Below are 15,985 nucleotides of genomic sequence, written 5' to 3' on the forward strand. Positions count from 1 at the left end.
TAAGTTAATTAATGGAATTGGTATAACCTGGAATATTTAGTAAAGCGCATAGAAAAAGAAGATTGGTTGACGTGAAAAGCTAGAGGAAAATTAGATTTGAAGAATAAAAAGAAAAAGAAATGGCTAAGGTGGTTAACCTTAGCCATTGTTATTCGCTGATCAGACCGATGCTAATACGCACATAGAAAAGTGCTGTTTAGTGAATAGAGCAGTGTTAGTTCTTTTGAGAGACTAACGCTTCTGCAGTCGCATCTTGAATCGACAAGAACAATGAGCTGACTTGTCCTGTTGGTGAGCGCATCGGGTTCAGCGTCACGTTCTGATACATAAAGTCGGCTTGTTGGGTTACAGGCCTAACATTACGGCACTTAAACAGATAAGGCCTTTGTTGCCATGTAATGAAGCTACGACAACCGAGATCGTAGACGGGCTTGGTTTTGAGCCTAAACCACTCTTCAGGAATTTCAGGGAATAACTCAAAGATCGACTTACCGATCGCATCATGCGATTGCTTACCGCTATGGTGCGTCATGAAGCCATTCCAAACTTGTACCTGAAAGTCACGGTTAATGACCACCAGCCCCATATCGACGTTTTGAACCATGTCCACCATCCAGTGGAACTGTTCAAATTCAGCAGGAAGATTCAGCATATTAAAACTCCTCCATTAGGTAGGCCAATTTGTTGTCTAGAAGAGGCAGAGACTCATCAACGAACATAAATAGAAGGTCACAACGGATTGAAGTGCCATCAATGTTGTAACTGACTTCAAAGGTCATGGTCTTCTTAAACGAGCCGCTGGTATTTTCAATGACAGAATCAATCGAGATATGTTGCCCAAGCAGCACAGGTGAGCTTTGGAAGAAACGAACTTCTGATTGCTCCCCTAACCCATTCAAGAATGAGCCAACTAAGATGTTCGACACATCCATCAGCAGTTCTAACTCTTCAAGCTGTTCGCTTTCGGTTGGCACTTTCATGAGCTTCTTAAGATCGCTCACGCTGGAATCACTCAGTAAGACTAATGCTTCGCCTGCAATGCCTTCTCCGCTGAAGCCTTGGCAAACACCCGACACTTGGTCGTTATCCGCTAGGTCACGAAGTGCCATGTGCAATTCACTCACTTCGAAAATGTTGACGTTCGGCAGTGGTAAATGAACAAATACATTAAAGTGACGAGCCAGTGCATCAGCGGCACGGCCTATCGCTACGTTCGCCACTTCCATATAGATATCGCGTCGGCGAAGTATTGGCAGTTCTAAGGCGGTCGGAGTAATGATCTGAGGCTGTTTTGGCGGCTCAACATGCTCACGTAAAATAGCTTTTAGCGCTTCTTTATCGATCGGCTTTTGTAAAAACGCTTTGGCGCCGAGATCCAGCACCTTCTGTTGTGCTTTTGGTTGTATGTCACCCGAAACAACGACAACAGGCGTGGTATCACCCAAACGTTGCATCTCTTCCAATGTGCCATAGCCATCTAACTCAGGCATGGTGAGGTCGAGGAACATCAGTTTGAATTGGTTTTGAGCTAACTCTTCAAGTGCATTAAGCCCATGAACAGCAAAAGTTATATCTGCATTTAGAGAACTAGGCAGTGATCGAGCCATCTGCTTCCTTGCTAACGCAGAATCATCACATATAAGAACTGGGAACGACATAAATGCACCACCGACAAATTAAAGCTAATTCGGACGAGTGTAACAGAACATTATAGTATCAGGTACGGGGTGAATGAATTTATGTGTAGATTATTAGTAAGAATGATGGAATAAGCAGGTGAGCTATTATCTGGCATTATTCTTCATGAAAAACAATATGCTACAAAGGTAATAACCGTTCATCATTATAGAGTAATAGCACTTTTTTATGGAACAACAGCGCTAGTTTATGAAATGGTAGCCTTAATAAGTGAGTTTATTAAGGCTCGGTTTGCTCATTCATTTATCGGCTTTATGTAGCCATGATAAGAGACGTAATGTGAATAACTAGAACTGATATGAAGGCCATAGGATCAGTAATGCGAAACGTATAACCACAGCAAACACCAATAAAGCGATACCCAAACGATACCATTTGTATTCCGCGATACTCATTGGGATACGCTTATAAAACATCGTAATCACGCCCTTCCAATCACTACTGCGTCTTCCGTACTGCATCATGCTAGTCAAAACAAACAGTGCGCCAAGCACTAACATTCCTTTTTCAGCCCAGAACAATCCAACTTCCATTTGTGTATTCCTTGATAAAACGGTGAGCAACTCAAATCATTCTAGTCACCTTTGCCGTAGGTTTCTGTAAGACCAAGGTCTAACCCACTCTCTACTTACTTGAAGGTACTTATCTGAACGAATTTAAGTGAACGTAAATCACTGAGCACACTTAACTGAACAGCGTGTTCATATCGAGTTCAGCTTCGCCATCTATACTCATGTTTCCACTAATAGGAGAAATTCAATGAAATCACTGAAAAAGTCACTTTGTGTATTAACTGCTTCAGCTCTACTCGTTACCGCTCCGTTTGTGAGTGCTTCATCACCACAACAACCGCCACAGCCAGCAGTGAGCCCACTGCAAATGGTTATTGCTTCTTTAAACCTAAGCGAAGAGCAACACGCGGAAGTCATCTCCCTTGTTGAAGGCTACCAATCTGATAGAACACAGATTGACATGGATAGCGCAATCGAGCTCAAGAAGAAACAGATCAGCCTTGTGACTCAACCTGATTTCAATGAAGCCGAGATGGAAAAGATCATCGACACCGTTCAAGCAACCGAGAAGTCGATGGTGATGCAAGAAATGCGTCTAAAGAACAACATTTATAATGTGTTAACTGAAGAGCAGAAAGAGCAATTCAAAACCATGATGAAGTCTGCGCTCTCTGGTGGAAAGTAGTCTGGTGGAAAGTAGTCTGGCAATAAATCGTCTGGTAGACAATAGCTGCCCCTAATCCTGATATTGATTCTTCCCATCTCCCCCAGAAAAGGGAGAATCTGAATAGACAACAAAAAGCCGCAATCATTATGATGACTGCGGCTTTTTTGTGTTCAGTACACCATTAGCAAATCACGTATAAGCATGATTCGACAAATCCGGAGACTTGCTGTTCTTTTGGATGACACGCATCAATTGGATAAGCAGCAGAATACCTGTCACGCCCAAACCAACGCCGATTCCACCCCAGATCCCTGCCAATTCAAATTTTGGCATCAAATACCAAGCGGCAGGTAGGCCAAATACCCAGTAACCGATGGCAGTCATCACGGTTGGCATAGAGACAATCTTCATGCCTCTTAGCAGGTTAATCGCCAGTAGCTGCCAAGCATCAACAATAAAGCACAACGCCACTACCCAGATAACAGAAGCCAACAGTGAGGTCATCGCACCCGTGCCATCGTCCAGCTTAAAGATAGACGCGATCATTTCCGGCCATATGATGAACACGGCAGACAAAGCAACGCTCAACACCGACACCAAGATAAAGCTGAGAATCGAGGTTCTTTTGATCCCTTCGTAGTTTCCCGCACCGAAATCACGCCCCACCAAAATCGCCGCAGCTTGTGAGAAACCGAAATTGAAGTTCCAAGTAAAGCTTAAGCATTGCAGTAGAATTTGGTGTAAGGCTAGCGAAGCAATACTGATCGTACCCGCCATCAAGGTGCCGCCGTAAATAAGGCCATGTTCAAGTAATGCTGCTAATCCGATAGGTAAACCCATCATTAAAAGCGGGCTCATCAACTTGATTGAATACTCTTCTGTGTTTAACCAAGGGGCGAACTGCTTGAATTCGTCACGTTTGAATACCCAAACCGTGTATCCAACCATCACGATAAATGCCGCGATAGCCGTACCTAGCCCTAAACCTGTTAAGCCCATGTCTAATTGGAAGGTTAAGAAGTAGCTGACTGGCACATTCAGAATTACGGTGATAATAGACATCACCAGAATAGAACGCACATTGCCAAACGCGCTGGTTAAGCCGCGAAGCACCAATAAGATAAGCGAAGGCAACATCACCCACTTCAAAGCATGGACATATTCCATGGCTAAAGTGATCACTTCTGGCGGCTGTTTGGCTGCTTCTAATACCAACGGAGCAAACCAGAAGCTGGCCATTAAGGTCACACTGAGCACGAATGTCAACATGGTTGCGCCTTTCACAGCCAATCTGATTTGAGTATTACCAAACTCAGGACGAGCGACGCGCTGACCATAAGCAATCGCAATCAAGTTGGCGACACAACCCACGGTGCTGCTCGCAATAATAAAGATGAAAAAGTAGATAGAGGCGCCTAAGCCACCAGCCGCAAGGGCTGACACACTGATCCGCGACATCATCCAAACATCAGTAAGGACTAACGCCATAGAGATCAGCTGTGAAATGATCAAAGGGAATGCAAGAGTGAGTATTTTTTTCATGAGCGCCTCAAGTAATTTCGCCCAAAATACGATCGATGAGGCTGGCGTTCAATTGATAAATTTGCGACTCTAACATTCCATAAACTCATGCGAACGAATTATGACCCCATATCCTAGCTTGCCATCCTCACATAATGGCTTAAAAGCGTTTGAAGCTGCTGCAAGGCTGATGAGCTTTACTCTGGCTGCCGAAGAGCTGCATGTGACACAAAGTGCAATCAGCCGACAGATCAAACAGCTTGAAGATGAGTTAAACGCATCACTGGTTATTCGTAAGCATCGAGCGATTGAATTAACGGTACAAGGTCATGATTTGTATGTAGCTTTGCGAGAAAGCTACGGCAATATCGAAGCTGTCATCGCCTCTTGGAGTGAGCCCAAGCAGAAACGTATTGTGATCAAAGCGACCTTGAGTTTCGCGACGCGAGTATTGATCTCTAAAGTCAGGGAATTAAACGAGCGTTATCAAGATCATGAGATCGTCATTGTTCCTGTAATTGAAGAAGACGAATCGATTAATAGTAGTGAGTATGATCTACTGATCTTCCACACGCGTTTCAAAAAACGCTATGACAAGGCACCTGACATCACCTTCTTGCGTGAAGAGTTCATGGCACCGGTCTGCTCGACTAGCTTAACGAATTCTGCCAATTTAACTAATTCGACCAACTTAACGAGTAAAGACACCGACCTCGATTCGATCTTAACCATGCCACGGTTGCACCCGACCTTAGATCACCATGACTGGAAAGTGTGGTTGGCCGATGTTGAATTCCCACCAAAGAAACCCGTCAGAAATACCAGTTTCTTGTCTTTAGATATGGCACTCAGTGCTTGTTTATCCGGTGAAGGCGTTACGGTCACGGATCTATTGTTAGTACAACAAGATCTCCAACGAGGCTTCTTGTACTGCCCTAAGAATGCAAAGATCCAACACAGTGCTTGGACTTACTTCATGCACCAACGTACTCACACGCCTATCATCAATGACCTTATTGAATGGCTTAGGGAAGAGACAGCAAAAGAAATCGAGTTGCTTAAATCACTATCCCATCAGAACCATTGGTTTGGTGTTATCCAAGATTATTAGGGGATTGGTGCCTCATTTTTTAAAACTGCATTAACCTTATAATTTATAACGTTTATTTATCGATTCGAATGACCTATCTTACGCCCTATGAACCAGTACACAGATATTGGCATCTTATTCTTAGGAGAAAGTCATGGAACAACAACGTCTAAAAGTCGCAATTATTGGTGCGGGGCTGAATGGCTTGGCACTTGCATTATCACTGCGTAAATTTGGTATTAAAGCTCGAATATACGAAAAAGCAGCACAACCACGTGCTGACGGTACTGGCATCATTATGTATCACCTTCTGCTGATGGAGATTTTATAAAACTGAGCTATCGCCGATCTTATGTGAGATAAAAACGAACAGAACTGAAATGAGAATTAATTGAATCAAGTTGACCAGAACAGGACAAAGACTTTGGTCGGCTCTTCTAAACTACGTTATGATTCCTTTTCCCCTCAACCAATTGATATTTTTATGCCTTCTTTCTCTTTTTCACTGATCCCTGTAGGGGTTCGGTTCATGATCCTTTCTGCTTTTGGATTCGCACTGATGTCAGCTTGTGTGAAATACGTTAGCAATTACGGCATACCTGTATTTGAAATTGTTGCAGCAAGGGCTTTGGTGTCGTTGATCATCAGTTATATCGATGTGAAGCGCAAACGTATTTCTATCTGGGGCAACAACAAACCTCTGTTGTTTGTTCGTGGCGCGGTAGGCACCGCAGCACTGATGTGTGTTTACTACGCTGTAACCACTCTTCCGTTAGCAGAAGCAACCATTCTGCAATACGTGCATCCTGTCTTTACCGCGTTGCTCGGTGTGTTGTTCCTCAAGGAACGCGTCCAAAAGTCGACCATGATATGCATTGTATTCTGCCTAGTGGGATTATCGGTAATGGTACAGCCAAGCATGAACAGCGGCGCGAGCAGCGAGTTGCCGCTATTCAGTATTATGCTAGCGTTGTGTGGCGCGTTTGGTAGCTCAATTGCTTATGTGATTGTAAGAAAGCTTAGCCAAACTGAAGACAGCTCAGTGATCATCTTCTACTTCCCACTGGTCGCTCTGCCAATATCGACCGCCCTGATCTGGAACGACTTTGTGTGGCCTAGCCTTTTCTTAACCATGATGCTGGTTCTGGTCGGAATTTTCACTCAGATCGGCCAATATGGTTTGACCAAAGCAATGCAAACTCAAGCAGCTGGTAAAGCTTCAGCTTACTCATACGTTCAGATCGTATTCTCAGCATTATTAGGTGTTTGGGTGTTCAATGAGATTCCATCAGTTTGGACCTACCTAGGTGGTAGCCTTATTGTGACGGGTGCTCTTATCAATGTGTTTGGCAAACAACTGTTGATGCCGTTTAAAGCTAAGTAGACACCAGCTAAAAGAGCTCAACATCAGTTAGCTAATCAGCGATTAAATAGATCTAAAATGGGCATTGCGGATTATTCCACAATGCCCTTTTCTATAAATGCTCTAACGCGTTTTCATTCAGCTAACCAACTTTAGTAAAGCGGCGTATTACGGCTAGCTTGTAGCGTTACGTAGTTTTGGATCGTCACTCAAATACTCAACGAACTCGATTTCAAAGCCGGCCGGATCCACAAAGTAGACGTTTTTACGATAAGGTTCTTCGGCACCGGGTTTGGCAATTGGGAAGCCCGCATCAACAAGCCGCTTGGTTACGCTTTCGATATTATTGGTCACATAAGCGAAGTGCGCGAGGCCAACAGAATGCCCTGCCAAATCTCTATTTTCACCTTCACCGTGATCGCTCAACGCTATATATTGGTACTCGTCACCAAAATGCAGCCAGTTACGTGGCTTGCCTGACCACTCCCCTTTTCCCTCATCACGTACATACCAATGAGGGAACGCCGCTTTATAGAAAACCAGCATTTCTGGGATGTCTTTTACCACTAAATTTACATGTTCAAGTTGGATCATTCTTCTCTCCTTAAAGTATTCTCGTAAGCAACGTTGCACATCCTAATACCTCAAGTTAAGTTGAGGTAAAGGGTTAATTTACGTTTATTTTCGAGAACGTTTTTTAGAGCCCAAATTGTTCTGCTTTGACTACATACAAACCTTAAGTTTAGACGACTTAATCTAATGTGGCTTCCTTGCCTGTGTTCTGTTATTTGTGCCTTGGTGATCTCGTTGTTCAGAACAGATAACTAAATCGCGACACACATTGGCGTATTTGAAATAGGGTCACGAAACACGCTCGCTTTGAGATCAAACACCTTACTGAGCATAGTTTCGGTCATCACCTCATCAGGCGAGCCTTCTGCTATTAAACTCCCTTTTTCCAGAACCACTAAATGGTCGCAGTAACGACTGGCTTGGTTCAGGTCATGCAACACAACAACCACCGTTTTTCCTTTGGCATTCATCTGTTGCATCAGGTTCATTAATTCCACTTGGTGAGACATATCAAGGTATGTGGTCGGCTCGTCCAACATCACTACATCCGTATCTTGTGCAATTACCATCGCAATCCATGCTCTTTGACGCTGGCCACCAGACAGTGACTCAACAGGCTTATCAGCAAACTCAAGCACACCTGTATCACGCATAGCTTGTTCGACAATCCTTTGATCGTCCTGCCCTAGCCTCCCCCAATGAGACACATAAGGCGAACGGCCATATTCGACCAACTTTCTTACCGTGATCCCCTCAGGGCTTACCAAGATTTGCGGAAGAAGTGACAACGAACGAGCAAGCGCTTTATCGCCATAGCTTGATAGCGGTTTGTCTTCAAACAACACCTCTCCAGCCACTGGTTTGTTAATTCTGACTAACGTCTTTAACAAGGTAGATTTACCGCACCCGTTAGGTCCTATCAATGCGGTGATTTTTCCCTTAGGGATAGAAACCGACAGGTTCGGTATGATCGTTTGTTTGCCGTACGCGACGGAAAGATTCTGCGTTTTAAGCATGGTTACCAACCTCGATAACGATAGAGAAGAAAGATGAAATAAGGCGCGCCAATCACAGACGTGAGAACGCCTGCTGGCAATTCAATAGGTGGTTGTAGACCTCTGGCCAACCCATCAGCGCTGGTAACCAGAATTGCCCCTACCAGTGCAGATGCTGGGATTAACAACTTATGATTATGCCCAAACAACAAGCGTGCTACGTGAGGCGCCAATAAACCCACAAAACTGATCGTTCCAGCAACAGAAACGCTAACACTGGCAAGCAATACAGCGGCCAATAACGCGAGAGCTTGAATCTGTTTTGGATTAGTGCCCAATGTGGTCGCACTTTCCTCGCCAAGCCCCATCACATCTAATCGCCACGCCAACCATAATGCCATGGGTAACAACAAGAGCAGCGCACTCCAAATAAACGGGACTTGCTGCCAGTTTCGTCCCCAAAGGCTGCCAGTAAGCCACACCATAGCCGTGTTGATCTCGATCGGGTTGGTGACCAGCAAGAAGTCGATACAACTGGCCAGAAACGCACTCACTGCAATACCAATCAGCGCCAATTTAGCGGGGGTAGGCCTTGACCACCATGCCAATACAGCAATCAGCCCAGCAGCCAATACCCCACCGAACATCGCCACAACCGGAAGCACACTGACTGGTGCATTGGGGAACCAAACTAAACTCGCTGTCGCAGCAAGGCCTGCCCCGGCGCTAATACCCATAAGATCAGGCGATGCTAACGGATTACGTATCACGCCTTGCACTAATACCCCTGAAAGCCCTAACCCTGCGCCCACGCTTATCGCGAGCAACATACGTGGTAGCCGATACTGATTGATAACAAAGTCGTCGCTGGAAAACGCGACCAAATGTTCGATGACTTGAGAAACAGAAAGCGAAGCTGCGCCGACAAACAAACCTGCGGATGCCACTAATATGAGAATCCCTGATAACAAAATTATCTTAGTGTGATGGTGCATTAAGATCTCCTCGTCGCAATCAAAATAAAACAAGGTGTTCCGAGCAAAGCAGTAATAACACCAACGGGTGTTTCAGTCGGGAAAGCAATCGCTCGCGACAGTGCATCTGACCAAGACACCAATGCTGCGCCGGCCAATGCTGAAATAGGAATCAGTAAATGGTAATTGTGCCCGACCATAGGTCGAACCAAATGAGGCACTAACAATCCAACAAAGCCAATTGGCCCTGCGATAGCGACACTTGCTCCGGCAAGCAACACGATCGTCAGTCCACTCACGAGGCGAGTAAACCTGATGTTACTGCCCAACCCCACTGCAACCTCTTCACCAAGTGCCAGTAAGTTGAGGTTGCGAGCAAGACTCATTGCCAACACCAAACCAATCACTACAGGCGGCCAAAGCTGTTGCCATTGCTCATCATCCACACTAGACAGTGAGCCAGTAAGCCAATGCAAGACGCTATAAGCCATGTCGTCAGCAAGAATCAGCGCCGCTCGTGTCAGTCCGAGCAATAACGCAGTAATGGCGATACCCGCGAGAACCAAACGTAACGGATGAGAACGTTCGGAGAAAAAACCACCGAGGAGCATCACGGCACCGCCGCTTAGCAATGCACCAAGAACAGCATTAAGGATTGAGTTTAAATCACTAACCACAGGTATGCCTATTGCAGCTAACGCCATAAAACAGGCTGCGCCAGCGTTAATGCCAAGAATCGATGGAGACGCTAGTGGGTTACGCGTTAATCCCTGCATCAATAACCCAGCGACGGCCAAACTCGCACCAATAAACAACCCTGCGTAAGCTCTTGGCGCTCTTAGCGTCGCCAATATTTGATGAGTCATATTGTTTTCATCAAACGCAAACCAGTAGTGAATCAAGTCACTCAATGTTAAAGAGAAATTAGACCATCCGGTCATAGAGGCTGCGTAACCAGATAGTGCCAAACACGACACTAATGCCGTAAATAATATGACTCGCCACGACAGTATTGGCCAGAATCGCTTACTTTTGGAGAACAACATTGTACTCATGATGGATCCAAGATCTGCTCAAGATTTTTCGCCATTTGTTCTGCCGCTAACATGCCTCGATTCAATGACCAAAGTGCTGGTGACACTTCTACAACTTGCTGTTTTTTTGCAGAGGTTAGTACATTGAATAACGGATTTTTCTGCCAATCATCAACAATGTTTGGATGAGAGTAAGCACCAAGGAGCAACCAATCTGGGTTGGTTTTCAACAACAACTCAAAGCTGGTTGGTAAATATGCCTTCTCTGTTGGTTTCACAATAGGGCTCGCAATACCTAATGCGGTCAGCACGCCCCCTGCGTAAGATGCAGGGCTATGTAACCACATACCTTTATCCGACACGACAGCGAATTGGACGGTTTGTTTGAGCGAGAAATGACTTTTGAATTCAGCCATGGCGTGTTGATGTTGTTGAATTCGTTGTTCCATTGACGATTGCTTGTCGAGAGCGATACCAATCTTGAGTGCAGACTCCAAATTCTCTTGATACGTCTCGCCGCGGCTTTTCAGAAGCAGCGTTGGTGCGATGCGTTGTAGATCTTGATAGACAGTACGATGACGCTCTGCATCTGCAATGATCAGGTCAGGCTTTAATACCGCAATGGCCTCTAGGCTAGGCTGAGAACGCATGCCAACCGATTCCCATGGTTGAACCAATTCGCGTACCGCCGGAATCACTCGCGAAGCATCATTGTCATCGGCAACACCAACTGGAGAAACCCCCACCGCAGCTAACGCATCTACAAATGAGAACTCCAACACCACAATACGTTGTGGGGTAGTCGCTATCTCAAACTGACCTTGCTCATCTTGTATGACCCTGGTTTGTGCTGAACTGGAGAATGAAAACAAGCTTAAAACCAGCAAAGCTAAGGTTATCGCTATCCTGCTGAATAAAAACGGCTTATTGAGTGACAGCAATCCGTTCGACAGTATCAATTGATTCGAAAACAAAAGGCGAGAGTTGTTTTCCATATTTAATTTTCCTTAAACGCTAGAACCGTGAAAGTCGCCAAGAGTATTGGCGACTTTTATTCGTTATTACTTTCAATAAATTACGTATTAGAACTGATAATTCAGATCCAAAGTGTAAGAACGTCCTGGTGCTGGATAACGACCAACCGGGCTGGTATCAATACCGCGGAAGTAATAGTCCTCATCAAACAAGTTGTTCACCGCAAGGTTCATGCGCAGCTTACTGTTTTCATCCTTGTACAAATCCGAACCTAGGTTAAAGTTCCAGACCATGTAGGCAGGCACTTTACCTGTCGCGCCCGTTGCATCTTCAGCACTTGTATTCGCATTGTCAGAGTAAGACTCGCTGAAGTAGTAACCAGACAAAGTCGTATCTACCTTGCTAAAGGCGTAAGTCGCATCCCAGCTAAATTGGTGTTTAGACGTGTATGGAAGTTGGTTACCCTTATTTGCGCCCTCTTCCTCTAACGTTGCATCTAAGTAGTTATAGCCAGCGCCCAAACTCAAAGCTTGCATCGCTTGAGGAATATAACGACCAGAGAGCTCAACACCTTGGTGAAGGGTTTTACCAATGTTATCGAAAGTTTGGGTAGCACTTTGCCATTGCAGCTGATCTTCAAAATCAATGCGGTAAAGTGCAATGTTAAAGCTGGTTGAATCTTGGTTGTAGCGAGCACCCAACTCGTAGTTCCACGCTAGCTCACTGCCCTCTTCACCTTTACCACGGATGTAAGCAATTTGTGGTGCACGCAGAGATTTCTGTGCATTAGTGTAACCAACCCATTGCTCTGTCAGGTGGTATGCCACGGTTAAGCCCGGCAACCACTCCGTCACTTTGTTGTCTGTGCTCTGTGCTGTACCCAGATCATCAAACGTCATATCAATCGATTCGTAACGAATACCCGGCGTGACTTTCAGTACGTCATTGAACAGGCCGATTTCATTGCTGATGTAACCAGCAAAAGCGTCAGTATCTAAGTGCCAATCACGTGGGGTTGTTGTAGCACCACCAGCAATTGGCGTTTGAGTCAGCTTGTAATCGATATCTTCGTTGACGTAGCGTGCCCCAACAATCACGTTTTGCGTTACGGTATTTCCGTCAAAGTACATCGCGAGTTTAGGTTCAACACCATAAACAGCAAATTCACGTGGTGACGTACGAATATCAGTTGATGGTAATGCAGGGTCCGCCCAGTGACCGCCAGCGCTGTTAAAGCCCCATTGGAAGAAACGCTCAGAACGGTGGCCAAACGTCAGTATTTCTAATTCGGCGCTATCTGCAATATTCAAGTCATGTAAATACTTCAGGCTCCAACGCGTTGAAGTGCCTTGATATTCATCGTATGGGCGCTTCGACTGAGTACGATCTTTGTCATAATCATCTGGCGATAAAGCGCCCGGCATTTGGGTGTCGGCATCATAACGTTGAACGAAAGCTTGTAACTCTTGAGTATCGCTCAGTAACCATTGCAATTTCGCTTGGAAGTTTTTTACATCCGTGTCGGAGTGTTCACGGAAGCTTTCACCTTTTAAGAAGTTCCCCTCGACTTGAAGTGCCAGCGTATCGGTTAACCAACCACCCGTTCGCAGGTAAAAGTCGTTGAGCGGTGTATCGCCACCCTCGAATACAGTAAAGCGATTACTGATTTCCGTTTGCCACTCATGTGGAATAGGCTTGGTCACCAAGTTGATCACACCACCGACGTTGTTTGGTCCGTACTGAACAGCCGCACCGCCTCGCACAATATCAATACGATCAAGCATCGACAGCGTTGCAGGGAAAATTGATTGTCCTGTGTGACCATACGGCGCCAGTGTCAGAGGAGCACCATCCATGAGGAATTGAGCGTGCCCACTGCGACTCGCTTTCAAACCACGCACTGAGATGTTAGGCAAAACACCGGTGCCCGTTTCGTCTTGAACCTTAATGCCCGGCACACTTTGGAAGGCAGAGTCAATCGAGAGTGCGCCAGTCTTTTTAATTTGTTCATTAGTCAGAACAGTACGAGCTCCCGGATACTCTTTCACATCCTCAAGTTCTGAATTACCGATCAAGCTGCCCGTCACGACAACCGTTTCCATGGTCGTCGTTTGTGGATCTGACGCGGCAAATGCGCCCATGGAAGTCACTGAAGCGATGGCCATTGCAAGGGCACTTAGACGCAACTTTTGATGTGATTGAGTACAGGGTTTACCATCCAAATTCTGGTAAAGCATGAAAATCTCCTAAATAGGCAAGTTAGGATCAAAGGCCATGTTTACGATTCGGCGCTTTGATCCTATGGGCTAAACGGCCTCAAAATGAAGCCAACTGTTCACTCATTCGTAGCGAACAAATCAATCGTTTTTAGAGTCGAACTAGCTCTTAGAAATGAACGAACTCTTAGAACTGAATTAGCTTTTAAAACTGATAGCCGTAGCTGAGCATAAATTCGGCTGGCGCTCCGTAACCAATCTGGTTAGTACCAGACGTGCCGTTGGTTGCGCCCAAAATGTATTTCTCATTAAGCACGTTGTAAGCATTCGCTTGAACTTTGTGACGACCCGTGGTGTACGCTGCCATCAAGTCAACCGTGGTGTAGTCACCCAGAGCTACCGCTTCATCATTACCCGCGTAACGGTCGCCTACGTATTTCACGCCACCACCTAAACGCCAGTTGTCATCTAACTGATAAGTGCTCCAAAGAGAGAACAAATGATCAGACACATCGTTTGGCTTTTTGCCTGTCTCTTTGTTCTCCGCGTCTAAATAGCTGTAGCCTACAGAAATGTCCCACTGCCCGGTAAACTGACCGCGAGCTTCTAATTCAATGCCTTGGTGACGAGCTTCGATCTTGTTAACAACGTCTCCATCTATATTGGTTTCAGGTTGTTCTTGATCGATTTGGAAGACCGCGGCATTCAGCATCAAAGCGTTATCTAATAGGTAAGCTTTTGCGCCAATTTCTTTTAGGTCGGTGTGGAAGAATTCTGCTAATTTAGGGTTGATGTAGATACCTGAGTAAGGTAATTGCCATGAACGAGCTAAGCTTGCGTACACTGACATATCGTTGTTGATTCGGTAGACCAAACCACCGCGGTAGCTCACTTTGTCATCGTCTAGATTCTCTTTTTCTGAGCCCGCTTTTTGCTGTTCAAGCTCCATCGAGTCGTAACGCACATTACCGATCACTGAAAGATCACCAAAGGTGTAAACGTCTTGAATGTAGACACCGGTGGTCGTTGTCGTGTTATCACGGAAAGGTTTGAAACCCGGATCAGGTGTTGGACCTGCTACAGGGTTATAGATGTCTTTCGGAGGTAAGGTTTTATCGCTTGCGAGCGTTAAGTCGATATTGATCTGATTATAGTCCGCGCCGATCATCATTTGATTGGAATCGGTTTCCCAAACTAGCTCAGATTGAAGAGTCGTCGTGGTACGAGGGTCGTAACCGAAGTTATTTACAGTCTGAGATACTTCATTCCCAGTTACCGTTCCTTGGCGCGTACCCTTTTGCTCAAGCTCGATATGGTTGTATGCTGCGCGGTTTGTCCATGCCCATTCACTGTTCAAAAGCCATTCATAATTAACGCCAACACGAATGCTGTCTGACTCTTGATAGTCATTCGTGCCACCGTAAAATGTGCTTTCAGAGACATCGACAGGCTTACCATTTTTAGATGGAACACCACGATATGGTACTAGCTCTTGGTGCGCATATTCTACATCGAGATCAATGGTATGCCCCTCAGCAGGCAATACACGAATGGTGGGTGCGATAAAGAAATCATTAGAGTCGACGTGATCTACATAGGAATCAGACTGTCGACTTTCCACGTTGATACGACCACTAACCTTGTCACTAAGCGCCATCGAGCTGTCAACCTGACCAACAAAAAGATTATTGCTGCCAACACTGCCATTAACGTGTGTGAAATTATCACCGTTAGCACGTTTGGTGACCAAATTAATGATACCGCCCGCAGAACCTCGGCCGTAAAGTGCGCCTGCAGGGCCCTTTACCACTTCGACACGTTCGATATTCGCTAGACTTCGGTACGATTGCAGAGTCCCGTCATCACGCATACCATCACGGTACATGTCGTTGAGCGCATCAAAACCACGAATCACAAATTGGTCTCGGCTTCCCTCACCCAAGGTATTGTTAACCCCTGCGACACCATCAAGTGCATCCACCAAACGTACAGCACCGCGGTCTTCCATTTCCGTCTTTGTGACCACCGATACTGCCTGCGGTACATCCAACCATTCGACATCCGTTTTGGTTCCTGACTGAGGCATATGCTCCGCGTAACCTTCGTACTGATGACCAATAACTTGTAGGGTTTCATCCACCGTTACTTCTTCTGCAGCCATTACATTCGACACGGTAGCCACTGCGGTTAATGCACCTCCAATAGCCAAAGCGAGAGGGGACAAGGCCAATCTAATGTTCATTTTCTAATTCCGTTTTAGTTTATAAAATAACAATATTGCGAATAAGAACAAATATCATTTATATTTGCAATATATATTTTTTGATCTATATTTGCTTTGCAATATGCAACACAACTAATGATATA

15 protein-coding genes are annotated in these 15,985 nt (G+C 45.4%); 4 read left to right on the forward strand and 11 right to left on the reverse strand.

What is annotated here, in order from left to right; all coding sequences use genetic code 11:
- Nucleotides 1-214 precede the first annotated feature (214 nt).
- The 3 genes from AACT19_RS21685 to AACT19_RS21695 form a co-directional block, all read right to left on the reverse strand.
- On the reverse strand, nt 215-652 hold the full coding sequence (locus AACT19_RS21685; RefSeq protein WP_004731659.1) for a PAS domain-containing protein: 438 nt from the start codon (nt 650-652) through the stop codon (nt 215-217).
- A gap of 1 nt (nt 653) precedes the next feature.
- Nucleotides 654-1,658 (reverse strand): response regulator, encoded by a 1,005-nt coding sequence (locus tag AACT19_RS21690; protein ID WP_004731662.1) that lies wholly within the window; start codon nt 1,656-1,658, stop codon nt 654-656.
- A 327-nt stretch (nt 1,659-1,985) separates the two neighbouring features.
- Nucleotides 1,986-2,231 carry a hypothetical protein gene (locus tag AACT19_RS21695; protein ID WP_004731665.1) on the reverse strand — a complete coding sequence of 82 codons (246 nt, stop codon included), beginning with the start codon at nt 2,229-2,231 and terminating at the stop codon, nt 1,986-1,988.
- Nucleotides 2,232-2,457: 226 nt separating this feature from the next.
- Here AACT19_RS21695 and AACT19_RS21700 point away from each other — a divergent pair, with 226 nt between their 5' ends.
- Entirely contained in the window at nt 2,458-2,895 is a 438-nt protein-coding gene (locus tag AACT19_RS21700) for a Spy/CpxP family protein refolding chaperone (protein ID WP_017087288.1), read from the forward strand.
- Nucleotides 2,896-3,066: 171 nt separating this feature from the next.
- Here the strand turns inward: AACT19_RS21700 and AACT19_RS21705 are convergent, their stop codons facing one another.
- Nucleotides 3,067-4,419: an MATE family efflux transporter gene (locus AACT19_RS21705; protein ID WP_076648716.1), complete on the reverse strand. Its 1,353-nt coding sequence runs from the start codon at nt 4,417-4,419 to the stop codon at nt 3,067-3,069.
- A gap of 100 nt (nt 4,420-4,519) precedes the next feature.
- On the opposite strand from AACT19_RS21705, the gene AACT19_RS21710 reads away from it, so the two are divergent.
- From AACT19_RS21710 to AACT19_RS21720, 3 genes are all read left to right on the forward strand, one after another.
- The gene (locus tag AACT19_RS21710; protein WP_065681686.1) at nt 4,520-5,509 is read left to right on the forward strand and encodes a LysR family transcriptional regulator; all 990 of its coding nucleotides are present in this window, start codon (nt 4,520-4,522) and stop codon (nt 5,507-5,509) included.
- Nucleotides 5,510-5,642: 133 nt separating this feature from the next.
- On the forward strand, nt 5,643-5,819 hold the full coding sequence (locus AACT19_RS21715) for an FAD-dependent oxidoreductase (RefSeq protein WP_017092045.1): 177 nt from the start codon (nt 5,643-5,645) through the stop codon (nt 5,817-5,819).
- Between the two features lie 153 nt (nt 5,820-5,972).
- The gene (locus AACT19_RS21720; protein ID WP_065605437.1) at nt 5,973-6,872 is read left to right on the forward strand and encodes a DMT family transporter; all 900 of its coding nucleotides are present in this window, start codon (nt 5,973-5,975) and stop codon (nt 6,870-6,872) included.
- A 153-nt stretch (nt 6,873-7,025) separates the two neighbouring features.
- On the opposite strand, the gene AACT19_RS21725 is transcribed toward AACT19_RS21720, so the two are convergent.
- The 7 genes from AACT19_RS21725 to AACT19_RS21755 all read right to left on the reverse strand — a co-directional run bounded on the left by AACT19_RS21725 (nt 7,026) and on the right by AACT19_RS21755 (nt 15,860).
- Complete coding sequence (locus AACT19_RS21725) at nt 7,026-7,445, reverse strand: VOC family protein (RefSeq protein WP_004731682.1); 420 nt, start codon at nt 7,443-7,445, stop codon at nt 7,026-7,028.
- Nucleotides 7,446-7,675: 230 nt separating this feature from the next.
- Entirely contained in the window at nt 7,676-8,440 is a 765-nt protein-coding gene (gene fecE / locus AACT19_RS21730; protein WP_004731684.1) for a Fe(3+) dicitrate ABC transporter ATP-binding protein FecE, read from the reverse strand.
- 2 nt (nt 8,441-8,442) lie between these two features.
- Entirely contained in the window at nt 8,443-9,414 is a 972-nt protein-coding gene (locus tag AACT19_RS21735; RefSeq protein WP_029405042.1) for a FecCD family ABC transporter permease, read from the reverse strand.
- Nucleotides 9,414-10,448, reverse strand: a complete 1,035-nt coding sequence (locus tag AACT19_RS21740) for a FecCD family ABC transporter permease (protein ID WP_029406264.1) — start codon at nt 10,446-10,448, stop codon at nt 9,414-9,416. Before AACT19_RS21740 ends, AACT19_RS21735 begins: the two co-directional genes overlap by 1 nt.
- Complete coding sequence (locus tag AACT19_RS21745; protein ID WP_017089232.1) at nt 10,445-11,422, reverse strand: Fe(3+) dicitrate ABC transporter substrate-binding protein; 978 nt, start codon at nt 11,420-11,422, stop codon at nt 10,445-10,447. The genes AACT19_RS21740 and AACT19_RS21745 overlap by 4 nt, the downstream gene beginning before the upstream one ends.
- An 87-nt stretch (nt 11,423-11,509) precedes the next feature.
- Nucleotides 11,510-13,639: a TonB-dependent receptor family protein gene (locus tag AACT19_RS21750; protein WP_076648718.1), complete on the reverse strand. Its 2,130-nt coding sequence runs from the start codon at nt 13,637-13,639 to the stop codon at nt 11,510-11,512.
- Nucleotides 13,640-13,823: 184 nt separating this feature from the next.
- Nucleotides 13,824-15,860, reverse strand: a complete 2,037-nt coding sequence (locus AACT19_RS21755) for a TonB-dependent receptor (protein ID WP_076648720.1) — start codon at nt 15,858-15,860, stop codon at nt 13,824-13,826.
- Nucleotides 15,861-15,985 lie beyond the last annotated feature (125 nt).

Origin of the sequence: Vibrio sp. 10N.222.47.A9, from assembly GCF_963872585.1 — a bacterium.
Classification (GTDB): domain Bacteria; phylum Pseudomonadota; class Gammaproteobacteria; order Enterobacterales; family Vibrionaceae; genus Vibrio; species Vibrio splendidus.

What these genes read in the sequence shown, in the direction of transcription:
- AACT19_RS21695 (WP_004731665.1), bottom strand. Translation starts at nt 2,231, where the DNA reads ATGGAAGTTGGATTGTTCTGGGCTGAAAAAGGAATGTTAGTGCTTGGC.
- AACT19_RS21750 (WP_076648718.1), bottom strand. Translation starts at nt 13,639, where the DNA reads ATGCTTTACCAGAATTTGGATGGTAAACCCTGTACTCAATCACATCAA.
- AACT19_RS21700 (WP_017087288.1), top strand. Translation starts at nt 2,458, where the DNA reads ATGAAATCACTGAAAAAGTCACTTTGTGTATTAACTGCTTCAGCTCTA.
- fecE (WP_004731684.1), bottom strand. Translation starts at nt 8,440, where the DNA reads ATGCTTAAAACGCAGAATCTTTCCGTCGCGTACGGCAAACAAACGATC.
- AACT19_RS21705 (WP_076648716.1), bottom strand. Translation starts at nt 4,419, where the DNA reads ATGAAAAAAATACTCACTCTTGCATTCCCTTTGATCATTTCACAGCTG.
- AACT19_RS21710 (WP_065681686.1), top strand. Translation starts at nt 4,520, where the DNA reads ATGACCCCATATCCTAGCTTGCCATCCTCACATAATGGCTTAAAAGCG.
- AACT19_RS21690 (WP_004731662.1), bottom strand. Translation starts at nt 1,658, where the DNA reads ATGTCGTTCCCAGTTCTTATATGTGATGATTCTGCGTTAGCAAGGAAG.
- AACT19_RS21715 (WP_017092045.1), top strand. Translation starts at nt 5,643, where the DNA reads ATGGAACAACAACGTCTAAAAGTCGCAATTATTGGTGCGGGGCTGAAT.
- AACT19_RS21745 (WP_017089232.1), bottom strand. Translation starts at nt 11,422, where the DNA reads ATGGAAAACAACTCTCGCCTTTTGTTTTCGAATCAATTGATACTGTCG.
- AACT19_RS21735 (WP_029405042.1), bottom strand. Translation starts at nt 9,414, where the DNA reads ATGCACCATCACACTAAGATAATTTTGTTATCAGGGATTCTCATATTA.
- AACT19_RS21740 (WP_029406264.1), bottom strand. Translation starts at nt 10,448, where the DNA reads ATGAGTACAATGTTGTTCTCCAAAAGTAAGCGATTCTGGCCAATACTG.
- AACT19_RS21685 (WP_004731659.1), bottom strand. Translation starts at nt 652, where the DNA reads ATGCTGAATCTTCCTGCTGAATTTGAACAGTTCCACTGGATGGTGGAC.
- AACT19_RS21755 (WP_076648720.1), bottom strand. Translation starts at nt 15,860, where the DNA reads ATGAACATTAGATTGGCCTTGTCCCCTCTCGCTTTGGCTATTGGAGGT.
- AACT19_RS21720 (WP_065605437.1), top strand. Translation starts at nt 5,973, where the DNA reads ATGCCTTCTTTCTCTTTTTCACTGATCCCTGTAGGGGTTCGGTTCATG.
- AACT19_RS21725 (WP_004731682.1), bottom strand. Translation starts at nt 7,445, where the DNA reads ATGATCCAACTTGAACATGTAAATTTAGTGGTAAAAGACATCCCAGAA.